Raw genomic sequence first — 22,318 nt, 5'->3', positions numbered from 1 at the left:
CGGCCCGAACCCTCCCTCCTCTGCGGGGGAGGGACGCGTCGGCGTAGTCCAGACACCTTTCCATCGCGAGGAGGCCCCCATGCCCCACGACCGCTACGACCCCTACGACTTCGCCAACCGGCGCCACATCGGCCCGACGACGCAGGAAATCGAGGCGATGCTCGGCGTCGTCGGCGCCGAGAGCCTGCATGCCCTGATGGACGAGACCCTGCCGGCCGACATCCGCCAGACGGAGCGCCTCGACTTCGGGGTCGCCATGACCGAGCGCCGGGTGATCGAGCACATGCGCGGCATCGCCGACAAGAACCGGCTCCTCGTCTCGCTGATCGGGCAGGGCTACCACGGCACCACCATGCCGCCGGTGATCCAGCGCAACATCTTCGAGAACCCGGCCTGGTACACCGCCTACTCGCCCTACCAGCCCGAGATCAGCCAGGGCCGGCTCGAGGCGCTTCTGAACTTCCAGACGCTGGTCTGCGACCTGACCGGCCTCGACATCGCCAACGCCTCGCTCCTCGACGAGGCCACCGCCGCAGCGGAGGCCATGGGCATGGCCCAGCGCATCTCCGGCAACGGACAGACCGCCTTCTTCGTGGATTCGGAGTGCCTGCCCCAGACCATCGCGGTGCTGCGCACCCGCGCCGCGCCGCTGGGCTGGACCATCGTGGTCGGCGATCCGGCCACCGACCTCGATCCGGCCGAAGTCTTCGGCGCGATCTTCCAGTATCCCGGCGTCTGCGGCGGCATCCGCGACCTGACCCGGCCCATCGCCGACCTGCACGCGGCCGGCGCGGTCGCGGTGGTGGCGGCCGATCCCCTGGCCCTGACGCTGCTCACCTCGCCCGGCGAGATGGGCGCCGACATCGCCATCGGCTCGATGCAGCGCTACGGCGTGCCGATGGGCTATGGCGGCCCGCACGCCGCCTACATGGCCACCCGCGACGCGCACAAGCGCACCTTGCCGGGGCGCCTCGTCGGGGTCTCGGTGGATGCCCGCGGCAACCGCGCCTACCGCCTCGCGCTGCAGACGCGCGAGCAGCACATCCGCCGCGAGAAGGCGACCTCGAACATCTGCACCGCGCAGGTGCTGCTCGCGGTCATCGCCGGCATGTACGCGGTGTTCCACGGCCCGCGCGGGCTGAGGGCGATCGCGGCCCGGGTCCATCGCGACGCCGTGCGCCTCGCCGGCGGGCTGGAAGCCCTCGGCTTCACGGTGGAGCCGGAGCACTTCTTCGACACGATCACCGTGCGGGTCGGGGCCTTCCAGGGCCTGATCCTGGCGCAGGCGGTCGCCAACGGCGTCAACCTGCGGAAAGTCGGCGCGGACCGCATCGGCATCACGGTGGACGAGCGCACCCGGCCCGACATCCTGCAGGCCGTCTGGCGCGCCTTCGGGGCGGCGGACCCGGTCTATGACGAGGCCTGGCCCGAGAGCCGCCTGCCCGCCGGGCTGGTGCGGACCTCACCCTACCTGACCCATCCGATCTTCCACATGAACCGGGCCGAGAGCGAGATGACGCGCTACATGCGCCGGCTCGCCGACCGGGACCTGGCGCTGGACCGGGCGATGATCCCCCTCGGCTCCTGCACCATGAAGCTCAACGCCACCGCCGAGATGCTCCCCGTCTCCTGGCCGGAATTCGCCGAGATTCACCCCTTCGTCCCGGCGGACCAGGCGCTGGGCTACCGCACGCTGATCGACGACCTGTCCGACAAGCTCTGCGCCATCACCGGCTACGACGCGATCTCGATGCAGCCGAATTCCGGCGCGCAGGGCGAATATGCCGGGCTCCTGGCCATCCGCGCCTACCACCTCTCGCGGGGGGACGGGCACCGCACCGTCTGCCTGATCCCGTCCTCGGCCCACGGCACAAACCCGGCCTCGGCGCAGATGTGCGGGATGAGCGTGGTCGTGGTCGGCGCGGATGCCCAGGGCAACGTGGATCTCGACGACTTCCGCAAGAAGGCGGAGCTGCACGGCGAAAACCTCGCCGCCTGCATGATCACCTATCCGTCGACCCACGGGGTGTTCGAGGTGCAGGTCCGCGAGATCTGCGCCATCGTCCACGGCCATGGCGGACAGGTCTATCTCGACGGGGCCAACCTCAACGCCCTGGTGGGCCTCGCCCGCCCCGGCGACATCGGCGCCGACGTCAGCCACCTCAACCTGCACAAGACCTTCTGCATCCCGCATGGCGGCGGCGGACCCGGCATGGGCCCGATCGGCGTCAAGGCGCACCTGATCCCGTTCCTGCCCTCCGACCCGCGTAACGGCGAGGCGGGCGCCGTCTCGGCCGCGCCCTACGGATCGGCCTCGATCCTGCCGATCTCCTGGAGCTACTGCCTGCTCATGGGCGGGCGCGGCCTGACCCAGGCGACCCGCATCGCCATTCTCAACGCCAACTACATCGCTGCCCGCCTGGAGGGGGCCTTCCCGGTGCTGTATTCCGGCGCCAACGGCCGCGTGGCGCACGAGTGCATCATCGACGTGCGGCCGTTCCAGAAGAGCGCGGGCGTCAGCGTCGACGACATCGCCAAGCGCCTGATCGATTGCGGCTTCCATCCGCCGACCATGTCCTGGCCGGTGGCCGGCACCCTGATGATCGAGCCCACCGAATCCGAGACCAGGGGCGAGATCGACCGCTTCTGCGACGCCATGCTGGCGATCCGCGAGGAGATCCGCGCCATCGAGGAGGGGCGGATGGACAAGGCGAACAATCCGCTGAAGCACGCGCCCCACACGGTGCGGGACCTCGTCGGAAGCTGGGAGCGTCCCTATTCCCGCGAGGCGGCCTGCTTCCCCAGCGGGAGCCTGGGGATGGACAAGTACTGGCCGCCGATCAACCGGGTCGACAACGCTTACGGCGACCGCAACCTCGTCTGTGCCTGCCCGCCGGTGGAATCCTACAGCGAGGCGGCGGAGTAGCCCTCGCCCCCCGGCGCGCTCCCGTCCCCCGGAGCGGGAGCGCGGCCTGCGAGTTCGGCTCGCCCGGCACGTCCCTGGATCACGCCGCGAGCCCCCCTGTCACGCGACAGGCCCCGGCTAGCGCCAGTCGGGCAGCGTGATGGTCACCATTTTTCCGGTCAGAGGATCAAAGATCGTCACTGTCATAACAGCCTCCGCTGAAACAGCCGGACTTGTAGTCTTCGCCTAGATTGTGGCTGGAACTTGGCCTTATGAAAAATCCACAGGCAACGATGCTGTTGACGCCGATGGAATACATTCCAAACACCTGATCGAATACCGGGCAAGATTCGTTTCACACGCCCCGATCCGGAGTTCGCCGGGCTGCATGTTCCCGGACTCTCCGCAACGCCCTCGCGGTCCGCAGACCGACGACCGTGATCCGGCGGCACGTCGCCGATCCACGCGGCTTTGACGAGCGTCTCGCCGGCGCCTAGATTCAGGGCGTCGTCGGCATGTTGCGACGATGACATGCTGCGAAGACCCGTCGACGAAATGTGCGAGCGTCGATGCGGTGGAGTCCCGGGATTCCGTCCTGTTCGCTCGTCGAAGACACCGCTGGGAAGACGAGCGCGCCGAGAACGGACGAACCCGCTGAGAACTGGAGGACACGCCATGACCCTGTCTCCGTTCCGCCTTCTCGATCTGGTCCGCCTGCCCGATGGCCGCGTCGGTGCCGTCGTCGGCGTCTGGAACCTGGGCGAGGCCTTCGAGGTCGATGTCGGCAACGTCCGTGAAACCTGGTCCGCGGACGACCTGACGCAGACCGACTAGGGAGCGGCTGTCCCGTGCTCCGATCGCGTCCTGTCCGACCCTTTTGGGGACGCGCTTGGCAAGCCCGATCGCGTTACAGCGGCCGCCCCGGCTCGGGAGCGGGATGTGCCGCGTTCGCCTTCCGCAGCGGCCCGAGGGACCCGGTCCCGGCCTGGCCCCCCTTCGCCACCGCGACCGTCCCGTCGTCGAGGGTGAGGAAGCGAATTCCGCCGCCCTGCAGGGTCTCGACCATGAGACGATAGCTGCGCCGGGTGACGTCCTGCGGCAGCGTCTCGGCACGCTTGATCGTCGAGACGGAGAGCCCGCTTTCGAGGGCCAGATCCGACATCGACCAGTTGAGGAGCGCCCGCGCGGCCCGCAGGTGGTCGGCGGTGAGGATCTCCGCCTCGGCGCGGCCGAGGATCGGGGTCAGTTTCGGCCGGCCGAGCTTCTCGCAGAGGGTGGAGAAGACAACCTGACCGAGGCGCCTCTGCAGTTCGTCGTCGAGCGTGAGGTCGGCAGGCGCGGGACTGGCAGGAGCGGAACTGGCAGGAGCGAGGCCGGTGTCAGCGGGATCGGCCGAAGATGGCGCGCGGACCGGCGCCGGTGCGGCCGGACCAGCGGGGACGGCATCGGCGCCCCCTGGGCGCGCGACCGATTCACGTCGATAGAGGATTTCCAGCCAGGCAAGCGTGGGGTCGGTATACGGCATCAGATGACACGTATGGCTTGAACATTGGGTAAGCCCCTGCAGCGCGGCCCGACAGCAGATGCAACCGGTTCTATAACGACAGAGCGACTAGATAGCATCTGCACTTCCGGATATGATCACGAGAACCAGCTCTGGAGAAGCGTAGCTATCTTTTATCAAGTAAATTCTTCGCTCTGTCAAACATTCGCAATACTGATATTGCCTCGCGCAATCCTGATAAGCCGTATCAGTTTCCGTCATGCCGACCGTGGTCGCGGCGCGTCTCGGTGGGCGTGCAGCCATATCTGCGACGATACCGCTGGGCGAAATCGCCCATGTGGACGAAGCCCCAGCGCCGCGCGATCGCGGCGATCGAAAGCCCTTCGCGCCCGGGGGAGATCAGGTCCGCATGGGCGCGGGCGAGGCGCTGCTCGATGATGAACTGAACGGGCGTGCGTTCCTTCTCCTGCCGGAACCTGTCCTGGAGCGAGCGGACGCTGACATCCGCCACGGCGGCGATCTCCGCGAGGGTCAGGGGTTCCGACAGATGCGCTTCGATGTACTCCACCGCGGCCCGCAGGCTGCGTGAGGCGATTGTCGTCGTCCCCGGCCGGGCGGCGGCAGCGCACTGGGGCCAAGCCGAAAGCAACTGGTAGCTGAGGACCTCCTGGATCAGGGGGAAGATCAGGTCGTCGTGGCGGTCGACATCCTGAATCCGAAGCCGGGCCTGCCGCAGCGACAGGAACAGCGCCCTCATGCCGGGCATCGACAACGCGGCGGTGGGTGCCAGCGACGGCACGGCAGTGACCGCGTAGCCCGTGAGGGCCGCCTGCGCCGCGCGCAGATCATCGGCTCCGAACGTGCCGCTGACCGCGCTGAACGCATCCGAGGCCTCGACCTCGAGCAGATCGTCGAAATCGACGAGGGTGGCATGCGTCGGCAGCCCCTCGACCGTGCCGCACCGACGCCGGTAGACGGTGCGCCCGCTCGTCACGAATCGAACCGTGACCAGGCGGGCGTCGAATTTCGGCTGGGTGATGAAGCCGCTGGGCGAGTGGGTCTCCCACAGGCTCAGGGTCTCACTCTGGCTGCCGGTGAGCACGATGTTCGGCGCGGCCGAGCGCAGGGTGTCGAAGTTGACCGAGATCCCGCCGCGATCGTTGAAGAGCTGGAGTTGTCGCCGCGAGGTGATCGTCGCGGCGAACCGGCTCTGGGGACGCCAGACGGCCGGGTCGCGTGGCGGGTAACCCGTCATCGTATCCACCTGTGATCCTGCCGATCGCCGACCCGCCCGATGTCGGCCTCATCTCAAGATGGCAAAATCAATTCTTGCCCCAACGCAAGACGACGTTTTCTTCCAAACACGATACTTTTTGCAGAACAATCGAGAAAATTCAAGCTCAATCGGCCATCAGCATCAAACAATACACAGTACAGTCTCTAACCTTAGGTTGGTTTCGTCCGGTCTTGGTTGCAAGCCGGTGCTCAAGATCGAGACCTCGGCGCCTTCTCAGCCGACGCGCATGACGAATCAGGCTCTCCCACGCATCCCAGTCGCAACCAAGACGGTCTCCCCATGACACGGCGCTGCCCCCGGGAGAGCCCACGGTACCAGGACCGCGATGCCAGGACTGCACTACAGGTTTCGACCGACACCCATCGACTCCCCCGTCCTCGCCGGCGCGGACGAAGGGCCTGACGTGCATCGGCTTTCCAATCGGCGAGGGGCGGTGACGCCGGGGCTGGACTGGCTTCGGGACGATGCAGCCTTCCCGGAGGCACGGACTCAGCTCGGTGCCTATTTCGATGGGCGCTTGACCCATTTCGACCTCGCGCTGGCGCCGCGGGGTCCGCCGTTCCGGCACGCGGTCTGGCAGGCGCCCACCGAGATCCCACCGGGCGAGACGATCAGCTACGGCAAACTCGCCCACCGGATCGGGCGCCCGAGCGTCAAGCCGGGCCGTCGGAGCAGCCAACAGCGCCAACCCGCTGCCCATCGTAGCGCCATGCCACGGGGTCATCGGCGCCGGCGGACGCGCGATGAAACGCTCCCCGCTGGCGCTGGAACGAGGCCGACGCGGCCAGCAAACCCCGCAGGCCCGTCTGCTCCGAGGTGAGCGCCGCAGCATGGTGTGCCTTCGGCGGCCCGCCGGAAGGGCCCATTCCCGACACGTCCACGCATACGCTCCCCGGCATGCAACCCAGCGTTCGCCTTCACCGACTCATCCGGGATGCGGTGCGACTCCTGCATCCAATCTGGCCGCCGGCGGCGTCTCCGACACCGTGCTGTCCGGGTTCGTCCTGGCGCTGCTCTTCGTGGGAAGGCCGTTCGGTCCTGGTCCTGGACGGGTGGACCGCCGAGCAGGACCCGACGTTCCAGCGCCTGTTCGACACGGCAGTCGCTGCCCGACCCAGCGCGCGCGGGACGGACCCTGATCGGCTCCAGCCATGACGGCCGCTACTTCGATGCGGCGGACCGCGTGATCCACCCCGAAGGCGGGAGGCCGCGGGGAGGCCGCCCCGGACGCGCCGCGAACCTGACCGGCGGCTATTTCGACAGGGCGTAGATGTTGACGTCGAGCTTCTCGTCGGCCTTGTCGTTCAGGTCGGTGACGTATTCCTCGATGAAGCGGTCCTGCACCACGATATCCTTGGCGTCGAGATAGGCGGTCAGGGTCTCATAGGTGCCGTCGATCTCGTCGTAGGAGCCCTTGTGCGGGAAGCGCAGGGCGCGTCCGCTCGGCGTGGTGCCGAAGCGCAGGCCGTCGGCCTCGGCGGGCTTGGGATCGGGCATCGCGGCGATCGGGATCATCGCGTCGTACTGGAACCCGTCATCGTCGGTCTTGGCGAAGACCGCGATCGGCCGGCCCACGGCCTGGATGCCGGCCTTGGCGAGGTCGGCCTCGATCCGCTGGAAGGCGGCCTTCAGGCTCGGCACGGCCTCTTCCCACTTGGCCCGCCCGGCGAGGATCGCCGCGGGCTTGGCGGGCAGCGAGACCTCGTCGACGTCGTTCGCGTCGCCGGGCGTCGCCACCAGGGTCTGGCGCGGGCCGGCCGGCGGCGTGGCGGAGGGGGCCGCGCCCGCCTGGGCCGGCACCGGGATGTCGGCCGTGCCGGGTGTCTTCGGATCGGGATTGGTGGTGGTCGGCAGCGGGTTGGCCGCCGCCGGCGGCGTGACCGGCTGAGCCGAGACAGGGGCCGGGGTGGCCGAGAGGGCGAGGCACCCGGCGAGCAACGTGGCCAGCGACGTGAAGCTTGGGCGGATCAAGGCGGTGGCTCCGGATCGGCGCGGGACACGTCGAATCGCATGCCCCCGGGCCCGTCCGCAGAAACTAGGCGCGATCCCCGCGCCCGGCGAGGTGTCCCGGGTGTCCCTCCGCACGAAGCCGGCGGAGCGCGGCGCTTCTGCAACGCAGCCGCGCCGCCAGGGCCCCGTGCGTGCGCGTTCGCTTTGGCCTATAGCCCCCACGGGGACCCGCGAGCCCCGGCAGGGCCCGGAGGCCCGGTCGATCGAACATTCCGGACAAGGCACAGAGACGAGGCGGCATGAGCGAGCTTGCCCATCGACGGTTCCTGAAGATGCACGGAGCCGGCAATCGGATCGTGGTCCTGGATCTGCGCGGGACGCAGACGCAGGTCACGGCCGCGGAGGCGCGCGCCATCGCGGCCTATCCGCGCTCGGCCTTCGACCAGCTCATGGTGATCCACGACGCCCACTCGCCCGGCACCGACGCTGCGCTGCGGATCTACAACACCGACGGGTCCGAAGCCGGGGCCTGCGGCAACGGCACGCGCTGCGTCGCCTACGCGATGCTCGACGACCCCGCCATGGCGCGGCCCGCCGAGAGCGGCCGGCTCCTCCTCGAGACCCGCGGCGGCCTCGTGGGCGTGAAGCGCGTCGCCGAGCGCTCCTTCACCGTCGACATGGGCCGGCCGAAGCTGGCCTGGAGCGAGATCCCCCTGGCCGAGCCCTTCCAGGACACCCGCCGCATCGAGCTCCAGATCGGACCGATCGACGATCCGGTGCTGCATTCCCCCGGCGTCGTGAACATGGGCAACCCGCACGCGGTGTTCTTCGTGGAGCGCGATCCCGACAGCTACGACCTCGCCCGCATCGGCCCGATGCTCGAGAACCACCCGATCTTCCCGGACCGCGCCAACATCTCCGTCGCCCAGATCCTGGGGCCGGACCGGATCAAGCTGCGGGTCTGGGAGCGCGGCGCCGGGCTGACCCTGGCCTGCGGCACCGCCGCCTGCGCCACCGTGGTGGCCGCCTCGCGTCTGCGCATGATCGGGCGCGGCGCCACCGTCAGCCTGCCGGGCGGCGACCTCGTCATCGAGTGGCGCGCCGACGACCACGTGCTGATGACCGGCCCCGTGGCGCTGGAATGGGACGGCAGCTTCCCGCCCGAGATCTTTTCCGCCGACGGCGGCGCGGCCTGAGATGGCGGTCGAGACCCTGACCTTCGGCTGCCGCCTCAACACCGTCGAGTCCGAGGTGATGCGCGGACACGCGGAGGCGGGGGCGTCTTCCGCGGACCTCGTCATCGTCAACACCTGCGCGGTGACCGCCGAGGCCGGACGGCAGGCCCGCAAGGCCATCCGCAAGCTCGGCCGCGAGCGGCCGGGCGCCGAGATCGTGGTCACCGGCTGCGGCGCCCAGGTCGAGACCGACGCCTACGCGGCGATGCCGGAGGTCGCGCGCCTCGTCGGCAACGACGCGAAGGGCCGGGCCGAGACCTGGGCCCGGCCGGTCGTACCCGAAGCGCGGACCAGCGTCGACGACATCATGGCAGTGCGCCGGGCCAGCCCGACCCGGATCGCCGGCATCGCCGGACAGACCCGCGCCTTCGTGCCCGTCCAGAACGGCTGCGACCATCGCTGCACCTTCTGCGTCATCCCGTTCGGGCGCGGAAACTCGCGTTCCGTCCCCCTGCCGGACGTGGTCGACCAGGTCGCACGCATCGTCGAAGCCGGCGGATGCGAAGTCGTGCTCACGGGGGTCGACCTGACCGCCTATGGCCGTGACCTCGACGCGACCCCGACGCTGGGATACCTGATACGGAGCATCCTGGCGCAGGTCCCCGGCCTCGCCCGGCTGCGCCTGTCCTCGATCGATTCCATCGAGGCGGACGCGGCACTGATGGCGGCGATCGCCGACGAACCACGGCTGATGCCGCACTTCCACCTCTCCCTCCAGGCCGGCGACGACCTCATCCTGAAGCGGATGAAGCGGCGCCATGCCCGCGCCGACGCGATCCGATTCTGCAATACGGTCAGGACCTTGCGCCCCGACGCCGCCTTCGGGGCCGACCTCATCGCGGGATTCCCCACCGAAACCGAGGCGCAGTTCGCCCGCTCCCTCGACCTCGTCGCCGAATGCGGTCTGACGCATCTCCACGTCTTTCCGTACTCGTCCCGCCCTGGCACCCCTGCCGCTCGGATGCCACCGGTGCCCGGCGACGTCGTCCGGGCCCGCGCCGCCCGTCTCCGGGCCGCCGGCGACGCCGCCCTAGCCACGCACCTCGCGAGCGAAGTGGGCCGCACCCGCCGGGTCCTTACCGAGCGCGGCGGGCTCGGGCGCACGGAAGCCTTCACCCCCGTCCGTCTGCCGCCGGAGACGCGGCCCGGGATCTTCGTCGACGTGGTGATCGCCGACCACGACGGCCGGGCGCTGATCGCAGCCTGAGCGCGCCTCGGCAGGCGACCCGTCGTAGCTTCAGGCTGCGCCCGAGGCCGCGTTCCCGCAGGCCGCGAGCCCCGCTCGCATGTGCTCGGGCGCCGGTGCTTCGACCCGGATCGGTGCCTTCTTGGGGTAGAGCGGCAGGGTGAGAGCCCGGGCGTGCAGCTGAAGGCCCGGGCCTCCGGTCCGCAGTGCGGTGCCGTAGATCGGATCGCCCAGGATCGGAAAGCCCATCGCGGCGCAATGGACCCGCAACTGATGCGTCCGGCCGGTGACGGGCGAGAGGGCGAGCCAGGTCAGACCGCCGCCACGTCCGAGGACGGAGAAGCGGGTGAGGGCCGGGTCACCCGCCGGGTCGGCCTTCATCCACCAGGAGCGCGGATCGTCGGAGCGCCGCGCCAGCGCCAGGTCGATCTCGCCCGCCTCCGCCTCGGGGCCGCCCTCGACAAGCGCCCAGTAGGTCTTCTCCACCGTACCGCTGGCGGCGAAGAGCCTGTTCAGGCGGGCGAGAGCCTTGGCGTGTCGCCCCAAGGCAAGGCAGCCGGAAGTGTCGCGGTCGAGCCGGTGGGCCGCCTCTGGGCGGCGCGGCAGGCCGAAGCGCAGGGCATCGAGATGGTCGGTGAGGGTTTCTCCGCCCTTTGGGCCGGGATGGACGGGTAAACCCGGTGGCTTGTCGATGACGAGCACAAGGGCATCGCGGTAGAGGAGGCGCGCGCCTATGTCTGTTACGAGGGCATCGGCTGGGGGCATGGCCCTGCGCTAACCATGCCGGGTCCGGGGAGCAAGCGGGAATGAGCGAAGACAAGAGGCCGGGCTGGCTGCTCCGCAAGATGTTCGGCACGAAGGAGGAGGAGCGGCCCGCTCCGGTGCCGGTGCAGCCGCCGGATCCGAAGCCGGCCCGCTCGCTCCCTCCGTCGCCCGCCCCCCAAACGGCGCCGGAGCCTGTCGCCGCACCGGTGGCGCCGCCGGTGGAATCCCCGGCTTCGTTCTCCGAGGGCCAGCCGGACTTTGCCACCGCTGCCACGGACGTCTCCCACGTGCCACCGCCGCCAAGCGAGCCGGGGCAGGGCACGCCCGACAAGAACGCCGTCCCCGACGAACTCGAAGGTGCCGACCTCCAGCCGGTGGAGGGTGCCGTGGAACGCCCGCCCGCCGGAACGGCCGGCGACGATCCGGCGCGGGGGGCCGAGGCGGCTGATACCACCAGTCAATCCTTCGCACCCGAGCCTGTGCAGGCGCCGTTTACCGACCCCGCAACTGAGGTCTCGACCCAGATCTTCATGCCGGAGCCCGAGGCTGCTGACGAGGAGACGAAGCGCGGCTGGTGGAGCCGCCTCACGGGGGGGATGAAGCGCACCTCCACGGCCCTGACCGAGCGCGTCACCGGTCTTTTCACCAAGCGCAAGCTCGACGCCGACACGCTGGAGGAACTCGAGGACGCGCTGATACAGGCCGATTTCGGCATCGAGACTGCGACACGGATCTCCGAAGCCGTCGGCAGGGGCCGCTACGAGAAGGGCATCTCACCCGACGCGGTGCGCGAGATCCTGGCGGCCGAGGTGGAGCGTGCGCTCACCCCCGTCGCGATCCCGTTTCGCATCGACACTTCGAAGAAGCCCTTCGTGATCCTGATGATCGGCGTTAACGGAGCCGGTAAGACCACCACCATCGGCAAGCTCGCGCTGAAACTGAAGGCGGAGGGGCATTCCTTGATGCTGGCAGCCGGCGACACGTTCCGGGCGGCGGCGATCGAGCAGTTGAAGGTCTGGGGGCAGCGCACGCAGACCCCGGTGATCGCCCGCGCGCAGGGCGCGGACGCAGCGGGCCTCGCCTTCGATGCCTACGAGGCCGCGAAAACCCAGGGCACCGACGTGCTCCTCATCGACACCGCCGGCCGGCTCCAGAACAAGGCCGGCCTGATGGCGGAGTTGGAGAAGATCCTGCGGGTAATCCGAAAAATCGACCCGCAGGCCCCCCATGCCGTGCTCCTCGTTCTGGACGCCACGGTGGGCCAAAACGCGCTGAGCCAAGTCGAACTGTTCTCCAAGGCGGCCAACGTCACCGGCCTCGTCATGACCAAGCTCGACGGCACGGCACGCGGCGGCATCCTGGTCGCGCTGGCTGCCAAGTTCGGCCTGCCGGTGCACTTCATCGGCGTCGGCGAGGGCGTGGAGGATCTAGAACCCTTCGCAGCTCGCGACTTCGCCCGCGCCATCGCCGGATTGGACGCCGGCTGAGGCCGGCGCTCGCCCCTGACACGCCGTGTCGCGGCGGGCCGTCGCCTGGAACCCACTATGATGGACCTCATGCAGATCGAAGCCATCCCCCCGCACCGCCACCTTCCGCCGCTCCTGAAGCTCGCCCTTGAGCTCGGGCCGCTCATGGTCTTCTTCTTCGGGAACGCCTATGCTGAGCGGCTCGGCGTCCATCCCGACCAGAAGCTGTTCGTGGCCACCGGCGTCTTCATCGTCGCCACCGTGGTGGCGCTGGGCATCCACTACGCACTGATGCGGCGCCTTCCCATCATGCCGCTGGTATCAGGCGTGGTGGTCGTCGTCTTCGGGGGCCTCACCCTGGCCCTTCAGGACAAGACCTTCATCATGATGAAACCGACCATCGTGAACACGCTCTTCGGCCTCGTGCTGCTGGGCGGCCTCGCCTTCGGCAAATCGCTGCTGTCCGTCGTACTGGATTCGATGTTCGCCCTCACTGAAGAAGGTTGGCGCAAGCTCACCTTCCGCTGGGGGGTGTTCTTCCTCGTCCTGGCGGCGATCAACGAGGTGGTATGGCGCACCCAGACGGAGGATTTCTGGGTCAGCTTCAAGGTCTTCGGCATCATGCCGCTCACGATCGCCTTCGCGCTGGCCCAGACGCCGCTCCTGATGCGCCACGAGCGCAAGGTACCGGATGCGAAAACAGGTCCGACCTGAGAACAAGGTTGTAAAGCGCGCCTCGGGCGTCGCCGAGAATGCGGGCGTACTCCACCTCGGGAACGACATGGGACGCTCCCGCGATCGTCATCAGCACAGTGCGATCGTGGATCCCGATCCCGCCATGGCCCATCTTCAGGCCGCCGCCGAGCTCAAGCGCCCGCAACTCTATCAGAGCACCGGCGCGACGCACGCCGAGTCGCAGGGACAGCAACGCGTGCGTCAGCGGCAGGTCCTCGCGGTCAGCGCGGACCGGACTGCGTTCACGCCAATCCGTGAGGTTCCGAAAGGTCCTTGGTCGATAGCGGTATGCGGCGAGACTTCGACCCCCTTCAGCAGAGCGTCGCCGACCATACCCTCCGGCCCGACGATCCCGGCCCCGCCTTGGGCTACGACCGGCGTATGAGCGACGATGATTATCATGCCCGGCTCGGGGCAATGCGCAACCGCTATCGGTTCGCCCGGGTTTTCGAGAAGTCCAGCCTGCTCGAAGAAGCATCGAACCAGGGACGGGCTGAGGCGCTCGAACTCACGAGGCGGCAACCCTCGAAGGATGCGATTACAAACCTCTGTTCGCATGATAGTTGATGCAACACCCCCCGCAATTGCTAGGCGGCAGCGCGAACGCAGTGTTACCCGCAGCCCAGATCATCCTTGGGCGCCACGGCGGACATGACACGGCGCTTCGTTCCGGGAAGAAAGTATTAGCCCGCACTTCCGTTGGACACTCAACAAACGGTGCAATTAGTGGTTCATATTGTCAATATAATTTGCTTTTTTATATCTATTTCTTGTCCGAATAAGGCGCCGTTGGCTATAGATACATACGATCGTACCGCCTGATCACGCCGTGGATCGCATTTCCGGGCATCTGTTTCGAATTAGAGATCCAAGCTCGGCCCGCGCATCAAGGTGCGGTGCCGTACCGTGGGTCTCGCATTGTCCGAGTTGATGGCGTCAGGACTTGAGACGGCGGCTCAAGAGGTCGACACTCGGATCCGAGAACACGCACCTCGCGGCGGCGTTCGACCCTCGTGAGGTGTGAGGATACTCGGGTCATCACCGGACGGAACCACCATGCCTCGGTACTTCCTGAACATCCGGGATCGAGACACTTTGATCCTCGATCCCGAAGGGGATGACCTTCAGGACTTGCAGGACGCACGCGATCTGGTCGAGCAGACCGTTCGGGATATTCGCCAGCGTCCCGAAAGCTACGGCGATACGGATCTTTGGGAGCGGAGAACCTTCGAAGTCACCGACCAGTCCGGCCAGATTCGCCTGACAATCGCGTTCTCGACTGTGCGATAACGTACAGAAAATTGCCGGAGTCAGACATAGTTTATCATTGCAAATTGTACGACATAGTACAGACGGGCCCCGGTGCGGTTCCTTAGGAGCACGATCCGGCTATGAGAGACCTCTGTCCCCCTGTCCGAGCAGCAAGACGTTCAAAGGCTGCTCTATCGAGCCGCTACGTTTCATGCCGGTGCCGTCACAGCGATACGTTCGAAATCATCTCCTCAGCATCCTCAGCCCTGACGATTATGAGGCGATCCAAGCTGTCGCGGAAGGGGTGGCACTCGGGCGCCGGGACATCCTGATCGCTGCGAACAAACCGATCACGCACGTCTATTTCCTGGAGTCGGGAATTGCCTCCGAGGTCGCGGCCACGCCGGAGGGACGTCGCATCGAAGTCTGCATCACAGGGCCGGAGGGTATGGTCGGGGTCCCGCTTCTGCTCGACGTCGACCAGACACCCCACGAGACCTTCGTGCAGATCGAAGGGGAAACCGTGCGGATCGAAGCTGCGGCCTTCCGTGGCCTCATAGAAGAGCGCCGGAACCTCCGTCGGACCTTCGCGCACTACGCCTATGTAGCCCATCTCCAGACCGCCGGTACCGCTCTCTCCAATGGCAGTCATACCTTAGAGGAGCGCCTCGCCCGCTGGCTGCTGATGTGCCATGATCGGGTCGACGGAGACGAGTTCCCGGTCACGCACGAATTCCTCTCGACGATGCTCGGTGTGCGTCGTCCCGGCGTGACCACAGCGATCCATAGTCTTGAGGGTGCGGGCATGATCAAGGCCCGCCGTTCCCATGTGCAGGTGATCGACCGGACCAAGCTGAAGGCCGCGGCGGGCGACAGCTACGGCGTACCCGAAACCGAATATCGCCGACTGATTCAGTCCGGGCGCTGAGAGCCCTCAGCTCAGCGAGATGCGGCAGCGGGCGCTCCAAGGGAGCGAATCTTGTCGAGAACGCCCGGATAGCTTTCGGGCGTGAGAATCCCCACCAGCTTGTCGCGGATGGTGCCGTCCGGCCCAATGATGAACGTTTCGGGAACGCCGTAGACACCGAAATCGATCCCGGTGCGTCCCTCGGTATCCATGCCGACAGCCTGGAACGGCACCCCGTTCCGGGTCAAGAAGCGGCGCCCGTTCTCGGCCGTGTCCTTGTAATCGATGCCGACGAGTCGGACGCCGGGCTCGCGCGCCAGACGCATGAGTTGCGGGTGCTCGATCTGGCAGGGTGCGCACCATGAAGCCCAGAAGTTGACCACCGTGACTTTACCCAGGAGGTCGGCGCGCGACAGGCCGGGGACGGGCGATCCATCGGCGGTCAGGCCCGGCATGCCCGGGAGCGTGAAAGCCGGCGCCGGCTTGCCGATCAACGCCGAGGGGATGGCAGCCGGATCGGCACCCGAGCGCAAGCGCAGGAAGAAGATGCTGGCAAGCACCGCGAACGTGACGAGCGGCAGGATCACCAGGAGCGAGCGCCGGGCCGACTCCGGAGCCTGGGCTGCGGGCTCGGGCGTCGTCACGACCGCACTCCCGCACCATCCCCCACGTCACCCTGCAGGCGCTCCAGCGACCGCTTCTGAGATCTGTGATCGCGCAAGCCATGGACGATCAACCCACCGATCACCAGTACGGTGAAAGCGTAGGCGCCCAGGATGTAGCCGGCATGTTGGCCGAGATTCATGATCGGGACTTCAACCACGGGGTTCCAGGATGCCCGGATCACGGGCGTCGGCCGATGGGAGACTCACAGCCCCTCGACCACGCGGCCGATCGACGGTTGACCCATCGAGACGCTGCGACCCGGGGCCGGTCCGGCATCGAGGCGCTCTGCCTCGCGCAGGGTCAGAGCGCGGACGCGGCGGCGCAGGATCTCGGTACGCATGGCGTAGAGGTGCAGGGTGATGCCCAGGAGAGTGAAAGCCAGGATCATCTCGAGCAGCGGGTAGAGCATGCTCGGATCGATGGACGAGCCGCCCATGCGCATAATCGAGGCAGGCTGATGCAGGGTCGACCACCAGTTCACCGAGAACTTGATGATCGGCAGGTTCACCGCACCGACCAGCGTCAGGATGGCGATGGCGCGCGCGGCCCGGTTCGGATCCTCGATCGTCCGCCACAGGGCGATGATTCCGCAATAGATCAGGAACAGCACGAGCATCGAGGTCAGGCGCGCATCCCAGACCCAGTAGGTGCCCCACATCGGCTTGCCCCACAGCGATCCGGTGACGAGGCAAATGAGGGTGAAGGCCGCCCCGATCGGTGCCGCCGCGCGCTGGGCGACGTCCGCGAGAGGGTGGCGCCAGACCAAGGTTCCGATGGCGGAGACCGCCATGGCGCCGTAGAAGAACACGCCGAGCCAAGCCGCCGGTACGTGGATGTACATGATCCGCACCGTCTCGCCCTGCTGATAGTCCGGCGGCACCACGAACCAAGTCAGATAGAGGCCGACGACGAGAAGCAGGCCCGACAACCCGGCGAGCCAGGGCATCACGGGCTGGGTCCAGCGCAGAAAGTGACCGGGATGGGCGAGACGTGTCCACATGGTTTCGCCCTCTAGCCCAGGGTGCGGTGCAGCAGCAATGCGTGGGTTACGCGCAGGAGATGCGAACCCGGTCCCATTCTTCCGGTCGCGGCCCCTCACTCATTGGCCTGGAAACCGTCGAGCGGTGCCTCCACACGGCAGACGAGGCCGGTCGGACGATAATCCAGGCTGATCGTGCCACCGACGGCGCCGACGAGACCGCGTTCGATCAGCCGCGAGCCGAATCCCTTGTGCATCGGCGGCGTGACCACGGGACCATTCGTCTCCGACCAGGTCAGCCGTACGGTCGCACCACCCGCGTTCCCCGCGTCGCCGAGGCTCCAGCACAGCGAGACCCGGCCCTCGGGGACCGAGAGCGCGCCGTACTTGGCGGCATTGGTCGCGAGTTCGTGCAGCATCAGCGCGAGGGCCAGGGCCGCCTTCGATCCGAGGAGGACCGGCGGTCCCGCGATCCGGAAGCGTCCGGGCTGCCGGTCGTCGTGGATCGAGAGGGCGCTGCGCATCACCGCTTCCATCTCGGCGCTCTCGTGCACGCCGGCCAGCAGGATGTCGTGCGCCTTGCCCAGCGCGATCAGGCGGGCGGCGAGGGCCTCCTTGGCCGCCTCGACGTCGGTGACGCTGCGCAGGGTCTGCGAGGCGATGGCCTGGACCATGGCGAGGGTGTTCTTGAGGCGGTGGCTGAGCTCCCGGTTGAGGGTGCGTTGCTGCTCGTCCGCCTCGACCCGGGTCAGGCCGCTCCAGGCGCGCTCGGCCACCTCGCGGGCGAAGGCGATCTCGCCGGCACTCCAGTCGCGCGGATGGCGGTCGAGGACGTAGAGGATGCCGACGAGCCGTCCGCGGCGCAGGACCGGCACCTTGATGACCGCCCGCATCCCGAGCCGGGCATAGCCCTCCGGATCGTCGACCCGCTCGGGCGTCGCGGCGATGTCGGCGACGCTGATGACGTCGCCGCGACGCAGGCGCTCGACGCTCGCGTCGAGCGTCGAGCGGGACGCGGTCGGCAGGCCGAGAGCGACGTTCGGGTCCGCGCCGCCCTCGGCGGTCCAGTCGGGATTGAGCGACGCGATGTGGCCGCCGGGATCGACCTGGGCGTAGCCGGCGCGGGCGACGACGAGGGTCCGGCCCAGGCTCTCGGCCGTGGCCGCCACGACATCGGCATGGGTATGCAGGTCGCGCAGGCGGTCGCCGAGGGCGATCAGCGCCTCACGACGGGCATCGGCCCGCTTCTCCTCGGTGATGTCCTCGATCATCGCCGTGGCGTGGACGTCGCCGCCGAGACGCTGTGAGACGAGGTTGACCCGGGCCCAGATGATGCGCCCGTCCATGCGGCGGTAGCGCTTCTCCAGGCGGAGCTGCAGCGTTTCCCCGCTGGCGAGGCGCTCGTGCAAGGTCGCCCGGGCGTCGTCATCCTCGGGCGGGGTCCAGCGCGCGAGGGAATGCCCCAGGATTTCCGCTTCCGGCGCGCCCCAGATCTCGCAGAGCTTGGCGTTGACCGCGAAGGCACGGACGGTGCGCGGATCGAACTGGACGATGCCGATATTCGCGCCCTGGAACACCGCCCGGAACTGGGCGCCGACGCGGTTGCGCTCGGTGAGGTCGAGCATCGCGGCGATCATCCGCCGGGCATTTCCGCCTGCGTCGCGGATCAGGTAGCCGCGGTCGAGGATGTCGGCGTAGCGGCCGTCGGCCCGCCGGAAGCGGTATTCGTGGGTCCAGGTCTCGCCGTCGCCGGCGAGGGCGGAGCGCAGGCTGGCCTCGACGCCGGGCCGGTCGTCGGGATGGATCTGGGCGAGCCACCAGGCGCTGGTGGGCGCGACCGCGTCCGGCGCCCAGCCGTGGGCGGCGGCGAGGGCGGTGTTCCACAGGACGGTGCCGGTGGCGAGGTCCCAGTCGCGCAGGGCGTCGTGGCTGGCGCGGAGGGCGATCTCGGCCGTCTTGGCCTCGCCGACGTCCTGCATCGTGCCGACGAGGCGGACGTGGTCGACCACGCGTCGCGCGCGCGCCCGTATCCAGCGGGGTCGCGTCGAGGTCGCGCCCCGGAACGTGCAGTCCAGCGTCCCCGGCCCGGCCGGGTCGAGGGCGGCGGCGACCGCCGCGTCCACGACGGCGCGATCCTCCGGATGGACCGCCGGCAGGAGTCCGTCCGCGTAGGCGACGGGTCCGGCGGCCGGGAGGTCGAGCAGGGTCCGGAGGCGGGCGTCGCAGCGGAGGGTCCGGGCGGCGGGGTCGTAGGCGAAGAGGCCGAGGCCGGCCGAATCCGCAGTCAGGTCGAGGAGCAGGGCCGCGTCGGCGGGATCGACGGCGACCGCGACGGCGGCCGTCCCGCTCCCGTCGGCCGGGGGCGGCACGTCCGAGGGCTGGCCCGGCTGCGGGACCTGACCGGCCTGCTTGTCTGCGGCGCGCTTCGTCATCGGGGGCGGGCGGGGGGTGGGATCGGTGCGAGAGCGGAGCGGGCGAGGGGCAGGGAGCGAGAAGTAGAGGGCAGGAAGAGCGTCAGGCCGGCTCGGGTGCCGCGAGTTCGCGCGGCGCCTCGGTCACCCGGCGGTCGAGGGGCGGCTCGACCGCCACGAGGGTGCCGCCGGCATCGTAGACCGCGCCCAGCACCGTCTGGTAATGGCTCCGGACGACGCCGTGGCACTCGCAGGCGGCCATCTCCGCCAGCGCCCGGCTGCGGACGATGATGCGGCCGCGCCCGACCTCGACCAGGCCCTGCTGCTGCAGGGCCCGCAGGATGCGGGTCAGGTAGGTCCGCTGCACGCCGAGCATGGCCGCCAGCAGTTCGTGGGTCACCGGCAGGACGTCGGTGCCGATGCGGTCCTGCAGGGTCAGGAGCCAGCGCAGGCAGCGCGCCTCGATCGGGTGCAGGGCGTTGCAGGCCACCGATTGCAGGACCTGGGCGAGCAGGCAGTCGGCGTAGCGGGTGAACAGGTTGCGCAGGGCCGGGGAGTGCCGCTTGGCCTCCTGGAGGCGCAGCGCATCCAGGCGCAGGATCGGGCCGCCGATCTGGACCACGGCGTTCGTGGAGGCCGGCAGGAAGCCGCTGCTGACGACGCCGCCGACCGCGCCCTCCCGGCCCACCGTGGCGACCTCGGCGCTGCGCCCGTCCCGCATGGCCACGATGAGGGTGACCACCGTCTGCCCGCAGGGGAACGCGATGGTGGTGACGTCGGTGCCGGCCTGGAACAGCGATTCGCCGCGCTCCCGCGGCAGGTGGTCGAGGTGCGGTTCGAGCAGCGCGCGGTCCTCGGGCCGGAGACCGTCGAGGAGAAGATTGCCCGTGAGTCGATCGGAGGCCGGGCCCATCGTGCAATGCGCTGTGTTCACCGTCTGTCTCTCCGGCGTCTAGACCACAGCCGCCGCGTCCGTCTGTCTACTAGTAGACCTTTGGTGAGACAAATTTGTCGTTTTGATGGGAAAGCCGGTAAAATTGCACCACGGCGCCCTCCGGCGGAACCGATCGACGGGCAATCCCGCCCGGAGCGGCGATCGTCTTCGGCGCGTCAGCGCGCCTGTCCGGCCTCGTCGCCCTCGCCGATGCAGTCGAGGGCCCGCTCCACCGCCGTCACGGCGTCGAGGAGGTTCTGGACCGTGCGCTCGACCTCGCGGGCCGGGCGTCCCATGGCGGCGGCCCGGGCGCTCACGAGCTCCAGCTGCTCCAGCAGCGCGAACAGGTCGTCGGCGACGGCCACCACGTCGGTGACCGTGACCGGCGGAGCGGCGGGGCGGCGGAGGAAGGGGACGACGTTGCTCATCGGCATCATGTCTCGCGTGTTCGCGGGCAAAGCGCCAGCCTGAGAGACCCCGGATTCCCCACCTTCATCCCCCGAACCGCCGCTTCCTTGCCGAGGTGGTGAGCATTTTCGTGGCGCGGCGACATCAGTGCGGCAGGAACCGGCGACGATTCGTTAGCCTTGCGCTTGACGGGTACGGGCGCCGGGCGGCACCACGGTGGCCGAACCCGCCACAGGATGTCCCCGATGCGCCTCGCCTCCCTCGCCCTCGCCACCGCCCTCCTCGGCGGTCTCTGCGCCTGCAACAGCGACAGCCCGAGCGGACGCAGCGGCATCTCGGATGCCTTCGACACCAGCAACTACCGGCAGTCCAGCGACACCAACGGGACCCAGACCCGGCGCGACGTCAACCGCCAGTACACCCAGCCCTCGATCCCCTCGATCGCCTTCCGCGGCAACTGAGCCGGCGGTTTCCCCCGGCGCGCCCTTCCCCCTCGTGGGGGAGGGGGCATGGCGGTCGCGCCGTCCTCGGCGCGAGGCCTGGAGCGACGGGGCCCGACTCCGTCCAGCCGGGGCGATCGCGGATGCCGGCACCCCGTCATCCCGGGGCCGCGCAGCGGAACCCGGCGACTGCCTTACGGGTCAAGGGTTTTTGGCGGGCCGTAGGGGGTTTTGGTCTTGAGGACGGCGTTGGCAGTGACGAGGATGCGGCGTGCGATGGCGACGAGGGCGACCTTGGCGGGTTTTCCCTGGGCCCGCAGGCCGAGATAGGCGTCCTTGAGGGTGCGGTCGTGGCGCACGGCGACGAGGGCGCTCATGTAGAGAGCGGTGCGCACGCAGGGGCGTCCGCCGCCGATCATGGCCCGGGGCGGTGCGTTGCCGGACTGGCTCACGTGAGGCGCGAGCCCGGCCAGGCTGGCGATGCTCTTGCGGTCGCGGTGTCCCAGTTCGGGCAGGTCGCAGATCAGGACCCCGGCGACGCGCGGGCCGATGCCCGGCAGGGTGACGAGGAGGCGCTGGGCCTGGGCGCGCTCGGCATCGGCGGCGATGCGGGCGGCCAGTTCGGCCTCGACGGCGGCGCAGGCCGCGTCGAGGGCGGCGATGGTGGCCCGGTGGCTCTGGACGACGGCAGGTTCGTGGGCCTGCTTGAGCCGGGTCTTCTCCATGGCCCGCATGGTGACGAGCTGCTGGCGGCGGGTGGAGAGGGCCTTGAGCGCGCGGGCGGCGGCATCGGGCAGGGGACGGACGGCGTCGGACATCAGCAGAGCAAAGCGGGCGATGAGCTGCGCGTCCAGCCGGTCGGTCTTGGCCCGCCCGCCTTGGCCTCGCGAAACGCCTTGATCCGACGCGGATTGACCACCCCGACGCTGAGACCGGCCTCCACCAGGGCGCTGACCAGGGGCTGGGCGAAGGAGCCCACGGCCTCCAGCACGACCCGCACGACGCCCGTCCGGGTCAGGTGCGTCACCAGCCGGGCGATGTCGCCCGGTTCGTTCTTGTAACGCCGGGTCTCCCCGGTGGGGGCGAGGCCGAGATCGAGGAAGCGTTGGCCGGCATCGATGCCGGCGGCCAGAAGAGCTGCCATGGGACCGGTCCTGTATTCGGGCTGCCGGCGCCAGACCGTGGGAAGGCTTGGCCGGTGCCCAAGCGACTGTTCGATCGAAAAGGCTATCGAGCAGGCGCGCCCGTGCCGGGGCTACGATCTTGCCGTGATCGGGGA

The 22,318-nt window shown here is 68.9% G+C and carries 21 protein-coding genes and 2 pseudogenes; 12 read left to right on the top strand and 11 right to left on the bottom strand.

What is annotated here, in order from left to right; genetic code table 11:
• Positions 1 to 79: 79 nt before the first annotated feature.
• Positions 80 to 2,926 carry an aminomethyl-transferring glycine dehydrogenase gene (gcvP, locus tag ACXJY8_RS10795; protein ID WP_463779891.1) on the top strand — a complete coding sequence of 949 codons (2,847 nt, stop codon included), beginning with the start codon at positions 80 to 82 and terminating at the stop codon, positions 2,924 to 2,926.
• A 654-nt stretch (positions 2,927 to 3,580) separates the two neighbouring features.
• A complete protein-coding gene (locus ACXJY8_RS10790; protein WP_463779888.1) occupies positions 3,581 to 3,739 on the top strand; it encodes a hypothetical protein in 159 nt (52 codons plus the stop codon).
• Positions 3,740 to 3,812: 73 nt separating this feature from the next.
• Here ACXJY8_RS10790 and ACXJY8_RS10785 read toward each other — a convergent pair whose 3' ends face one another.
• Entirely contained in the window at positions 3,813 to 4,430 is a 618-nt protein-coding gene (locus ACXJY8_RS10785) for a helix-turn-helix domain-containing protein (RefSeq protein ID WP_463779884.1), read from the bottom strand.
• Positions 4,431 to 4,656: 226 nt separating this feature from the next.
• Positions 4,657 to 5,664: a helix-turn-helix domain-containing protein gene (locus ACXJY8_RS10780; protein ID WP_463780532.1), complete on the bottom strand. Its 1,008-nt coding sequence runs from the start codon at positions 5,662 to 5,664 to the stop codon at positions 4,657 to 4,659.
• Between the two features lie 367 nt (positions 5,665 to 6,031).
• Here ACXJY8_RS10780 and ACXJY8_RS10775 point away from each other — a divergent pair.
• Both ACXJY8_RS10775 and ACXJY8_RS10770 read left to right on the top strand, forming a co-directional pair.
• Positions 6,032 to 6,313 (top strand): annotated as a pseudogene (locus tag ACXJY8_RS10775) (methylated-DNA--[protein]-cysteine S-methyltransferase); the annotation flags it as partial.
• Complete coding sequence (locus tag ACXJY8_RS10770) at positions 6,231 to 6,845, top strand: MGMT family protein (protein ID WP_463780527.1); 615 nt, start codon at positions 6,231 to 6,233, stop codon at positions 6,843 to 6,845. The pseudogene ACXJY8_RS10775 and the gene ACXJY8_RS10770, both read left to right, overlap by 83 nt.
• Positions 6,846 to 6,957: 112 nt before the next feature.
• Here ACXJY8_RS10770 and ACXJY8_RS10765 read toward each other — a convergent pair whose 3' ends face one another.
• Entirely contained in the window at positions 6,958 to 7,677 is a 720-nt protein-coding gene (locus ACXJY8_RS10765; protein ID WP_463779880.1) for a GyrI-like domain-containing protein, read from the bottom strand.
• 278 nt (positions 7,678 to 7,955) lie between these two features.
• Between ACXJY8_RS10765 and dapF the strand changes: the two genes are divergently transcribed.
• Together dapF and mtaB are read left to right on the top strand one after the other, a co-directional pair.
• Positions 7,956 to 8,852, top strand: a complete 897-nt coding sequence (gene dapF / locus ACXJY8_RS10760; protein WP_463779877.1) for a diaminopimelate epimerase — start codon at positions 7,956 to 7,958, stop codon at positions 8,850 to 8,852.
• 1 nt (position 8,853) lies between these two features.
• On the top strand, positions 8,854 to 10,098 hold the full coding sequence (gene mtaB, locus ACXJY8_RS10755; protein WP_463779875.1) for a tRNA (N(6)-L-threonylcarbamoyladenosine(37)-C(2))-methylthiotransferase MtaB: 1,245 nt from the start codon (positions 8,854 to 8,856) through the stop codon (positions 10,096 to 10,098).
• Between the two features lie 30 nt (positions 10,099 to 10,128).
• On the opposite strand, the gene ACXJY8_RS10750 is transcribed toward mtaB, so the two are convergent.
• Positions 10,129 to 10,842 (bottom strand): RluA family pseudouridine synthase, encoded by a 714-nt coding sequence (locus ACXJY8_RS10750; protein ID WP_463779872.1) that lies wholly within the window; start codon positions 10,840 to 10,842, stop codon positions 10,129 to 10,131.
• Positions 10,843 to 10,883: 41 nt separating this feature from the next.
• Here ACXJY8_RS10750 and ftsY point away from each other — a divergent pair, with 41 nt between their 5' ends.
• The 5 genes from ftsY (at position 10,884) to ACXJY8_RS10725 (ending at position 15,222) form a co-directional block, all read left to right on the top strand.
• A complete protein-coding gene (gene ftsY, locus ACXJY8_RS10745) occupies positions 10,884 to 12,329 on the top strand; it encodes a signal recognition particle-docking protein FtsY (protein ID WP_463779869.1) in 1,446 nt (481 codons plus the stop codon).
• A 69-nt stretch (positions 12,330 to 12,398) separates the two neighbouring features.
• The gene (locus tag ACXJY8_RS10740; RefSeq protein ID WP_463779867.1) at positions 12,399 to 13,022 is read left to right on the top strand and encodes a septation protein A; all 624 of its coding nucleotides are present in this window, start codon (positions 12,399 to 12,401) and stop codon (positions 13,020 to 13,022) included.
• 309 nt (positions 13,023 to 13,331) lie between these two features.
• The gene (locus ACXJY8_RS10735; RefSeq protein WP_463779863.1) at positions 13,332 to 13,610 is read left to right on the top strand and encodes a hypothetical protein; all 279 of its coding nucleotides are present in this window, start codon (positions 13,332 to 13,334) and stop codon (positions 13,608 to 13,610) included.
• Positions 13,611 to 14,099: 489 nt separating this feature from the next.
• On the top strand, positions 14,100 to 14,333 hold the full coding sequence (locus ACXJY8_RS10730; RefSeq protein WP_463779860.1) for a DUF6894 family protein: 234 nt from the start codon (positions 14,100 to 14,102) through the stop codon (positions 14,331 to 14,333).
• Positions 14,334 to 14,505: 172 nt separating this feature from the next.
• Positions 14,506 to 15,222 carry a Crp/Fnr family transcriptional regulator gene (locus tag ACXJY8_RS10725; RefSeq protein ID WP_463779857.1) on the top strand — a complete coding sequence of 239 codons (717 nt, stop codon included), beginning with the start codon at positions 14,506 to 14,508 and terminating at the stop codon, positions 15,220 to 15,222.
• An 11-nt stretch (positions 15,223 to 15,233) separates the two neighbouring features.
• Here the strand turns inward: ACXJY8_RS10725 and ACXJY8_RS10720 are convergent, their stop codons facing one another.
• The 6 genes from ACXJY8_RS10720 to ACXJY8_RS10695 all read right to left on the bottom strand — a co-directional run bounded on the left by ACXJY8_RS10720 (position 15,234) and on the right by ACXJY8_RS10695 (position 20,619).
• Positions 15,234 to 15,845, bottom strand: a complete 612-nt coding sequence (locus ACXJY8_RS10720) for a DsbE family thiol:disulfide interchange protein (RefSeq protein WP_463779853.1) — start codon at positions 15,843 to 15,845, stop codon at positions 15,234 to 15,236.
• On the bottom strand, positions 15,842 to 16,006 hold the full coding sequence (gene ccmD, locus ACXJY8_RS10715) for a heme exporter protein CcmD (protein WP_463779849.1): 165 nt from the start codon (positions 16,004 to 16,006) through the stop codon (positions 15,842 to 15,844). Before ccmD ends, ACXJY8_RS10720 begins: the two co-directional genes overlap by 4 nt.
• Before the next feature lie 63 nt (positions 16,007 to 16,069).
• Positions 16,070 to 16,867 (bottom strand): heme ABC transporter permease, encoded by a 798-nt coding sequence (locus ACXJY8_RS10710; RefSeq protein WP_463779846.1) that lies wholly within the window; start codon positions 16,865 to 16,867, stop codon positions 16,070 to 16,072.
• Between the two features lie 95 nt (positions 16,868 to 16,962).
• The gene (locus ACXJY8_RS10705; protein WP_463779843.1) at positions 16,963 to 19,278 is read right to left on the bottom strand and encodes a PAS domain-containing sensor histidine kinase; all 2,316 of its coding nucleotides are present in this window, start codon (positions 19,276 to 19,278) and stop codon (positions 16,963 to 16,965) included.
• A gap of 82 nt (positions 19,279 to 19,360) precedes the next feature.
• Positions 19,361 to 20,170, bottom strand: a complete 810-nt coding sequence (locus ACXJY8_RS10700) for a Crp/Fnr family transcriptional regulator (RefSeq protein WP_463780525.1) — start codon at positions 20,168 to 20,170, stop codon at positions 19,361 to 19,363.
• Positions 20,171 to 20,367: 197 nt separating this feature from the next.
• Positions 20,368 to 20,619 carry a hypothetical protein gene (locus ACXJY8_RS10695; RefSeq protein ID WP_463779839.1) on the bottom strand — a complete coding sequence of 84 codons (252 nt, stop codon included), beginning with the start codon at positions 20,617 to 20,619 and terminating at the stop codon, positions 20,368 to 20,370.
• 225 nt (positions 20,620 to 20,844) lie between these two features.
• On the opposite strand from ACXJY8_RS10695, the gene ACXJY8_RS10690 reads away from it, so the two are divergent.
• Positions 20,845 to 21,060: a hypothetical protein gene (locus ACXJY8_RS10690; RefSeq protein ID WP_463779834.1), complete on the top strand. Its 216-nt coding sequence runs from the start codon at positions 20,845 to 20,847 to the stop codon at positions 21,058 to 21,060.
• A 173-nt stretch (positions 21,061 to 21,233) separates the two neighbouring features.
• Here ACXJY8_RS10690 and ACXJY8_RS10685 read toward each other — a convergent pair.
• Positions 21,234 to 22,183 (bottom strand): annotated as a pseudogene (locus tag ACXJY8_RS10685) (IS110 family RNA-guided transposase).
• Positions 22,184 to 22,318 lie beyond the last annotated feature (135 nt).

It is taken from the genome of Methylobacterium sp. TK31 (genome assembly GCF_055361545.1).
Note: the sequence above shows the minus strand (reverse complement) of the source record. Positions and strands in the feature narration are given on the sequence as shown.

Bases quoted from the DNA above. Each gene is read 5' to 3' on its own strand.
- gcvP (WP_463779891.1), top strand. From the start codon at position 80: ATGCCCCACGACCGCTACGACCCCTACGACTTCGCCAACCGGCGCCAC.
- ACXJY8_RS10790 (WP_463779888.1), top strand. From the start codon at position 3,581: ATGACCCTGTCTCCGTTCCGCCTTCTCGATCTGGTCCGCCTGCCCGAT.
- ACXJY8_RS10785 (WP_463779884.1), bottom strand. From the start codon at position 4,430: ATGCCGTATACCGACCCCACGCTTGCCTGGCTGGAAATCCTCTATCGA.
- ACXJY8_RS10780 (WP_463780532.1), bottom strand. From the start codon at position 5,664: ATGACGGGTTACCCGCCACGCGACCCGGCCGTCTGGCGTCCCCAGAGC.
- dapF (WP_463779877.1), top strand. From the start codon at position 7,956: ATGAGCGAGCTTGCCCATCGACGGTTCCTGAAGATGCACGGAGCCGGC.
- mtaB (WP_463779875.1), top strand. From the start codon at position 8,854: ATGGCGGTCGAGACCCTGACCTTCGGCTGCCGCCTCAACACCGTCGAG.
- ACXJY8_RS10750 (WP_463779872.1), bottom strand. From the start codon at position 10,842: ATGCCCCCAGCCGATGCCCTCGTAACAGACATAGGCGCGCGCCTCCTC.
- ftsY (WP_463779869.1), top strand. From the start codon at position 10,884: ATGAGCGAAGACAAGAGGCCGGGCTGGCTGCTCCGCAAGATGTTCGGC.
- ACXJY8_RS10740 (WP_463779867.1), top strand. From the start codon at position 12,399: ATGCAGATCGAAGCCATCCCCCCGCACCGCCACCTTCCGCCGCTCCTG.
- ACXJY8_RS10735 (WP_463779863.1), top strand. From the start codon at position 13,332: ATGCGGCGAGACTTCGACCCCCTTCAGCAGAGCGTCGCCGACCATACC.
- ACXJY8_RS10730 (WP_463779860.1), top strand. From the start codon at position 14,100: ATGCCTCGGTACTTCCTGAACATCCGGGATCGAGACACTTTGATCCTC.
- ACXJY8_RS10725 (WP_463779857.1), top strand. From the start codon at position 14,506: ATGCCGGTGCCGTCACAGCGATACGTTCGAAATCATCTCCTCAGCATC.
- ccmD (WP_463779849.1), bottom strand. From the start codon at position 16,006: ATGAATCTCGGCCAACATGCCGGCTACATCCTGGGCGCCTACGCTTTC.
- ACXJY8_RS10710 (WP_463779846.1), bottom strand. From the start codon at position 16,867: ATGTGGACACGTCTCGCCCATCCCGGTCACTTTCTGCGCTGGACCCAG.
- ACXJY8_RS10705 (WP_463779843.1), bottom strand. From the start codon at position 19,278: ATGACGAAGCGCGCCGCAGACAAGCAGGCCGGTCAGGTCCCGCAGCCG.
- ACXJY8_RS10700 (WP_463780525.1), bottom strand. From the start codon at position 20,170: ATGGGCCCGGCCTCCGATCGACTCACGGGCAATCTTCTCCTCGACGGT.
- ACXJY8_RS10695 (WP_463779839.1), bottom strand. From the start codon at position 20,619: ATGAGCAACGTCGTCCCCTTCCTCCGCCGCCCCGCCGCTCCGCCGGTC.
- ACXJY8_RS10690 (WP_463779834.1), top strand. From the start codon at position 20,845: ATGCGCCTCGCCTCCCTCGCCCTCGCCACCGCCCTCCTCGGCGGTCTC.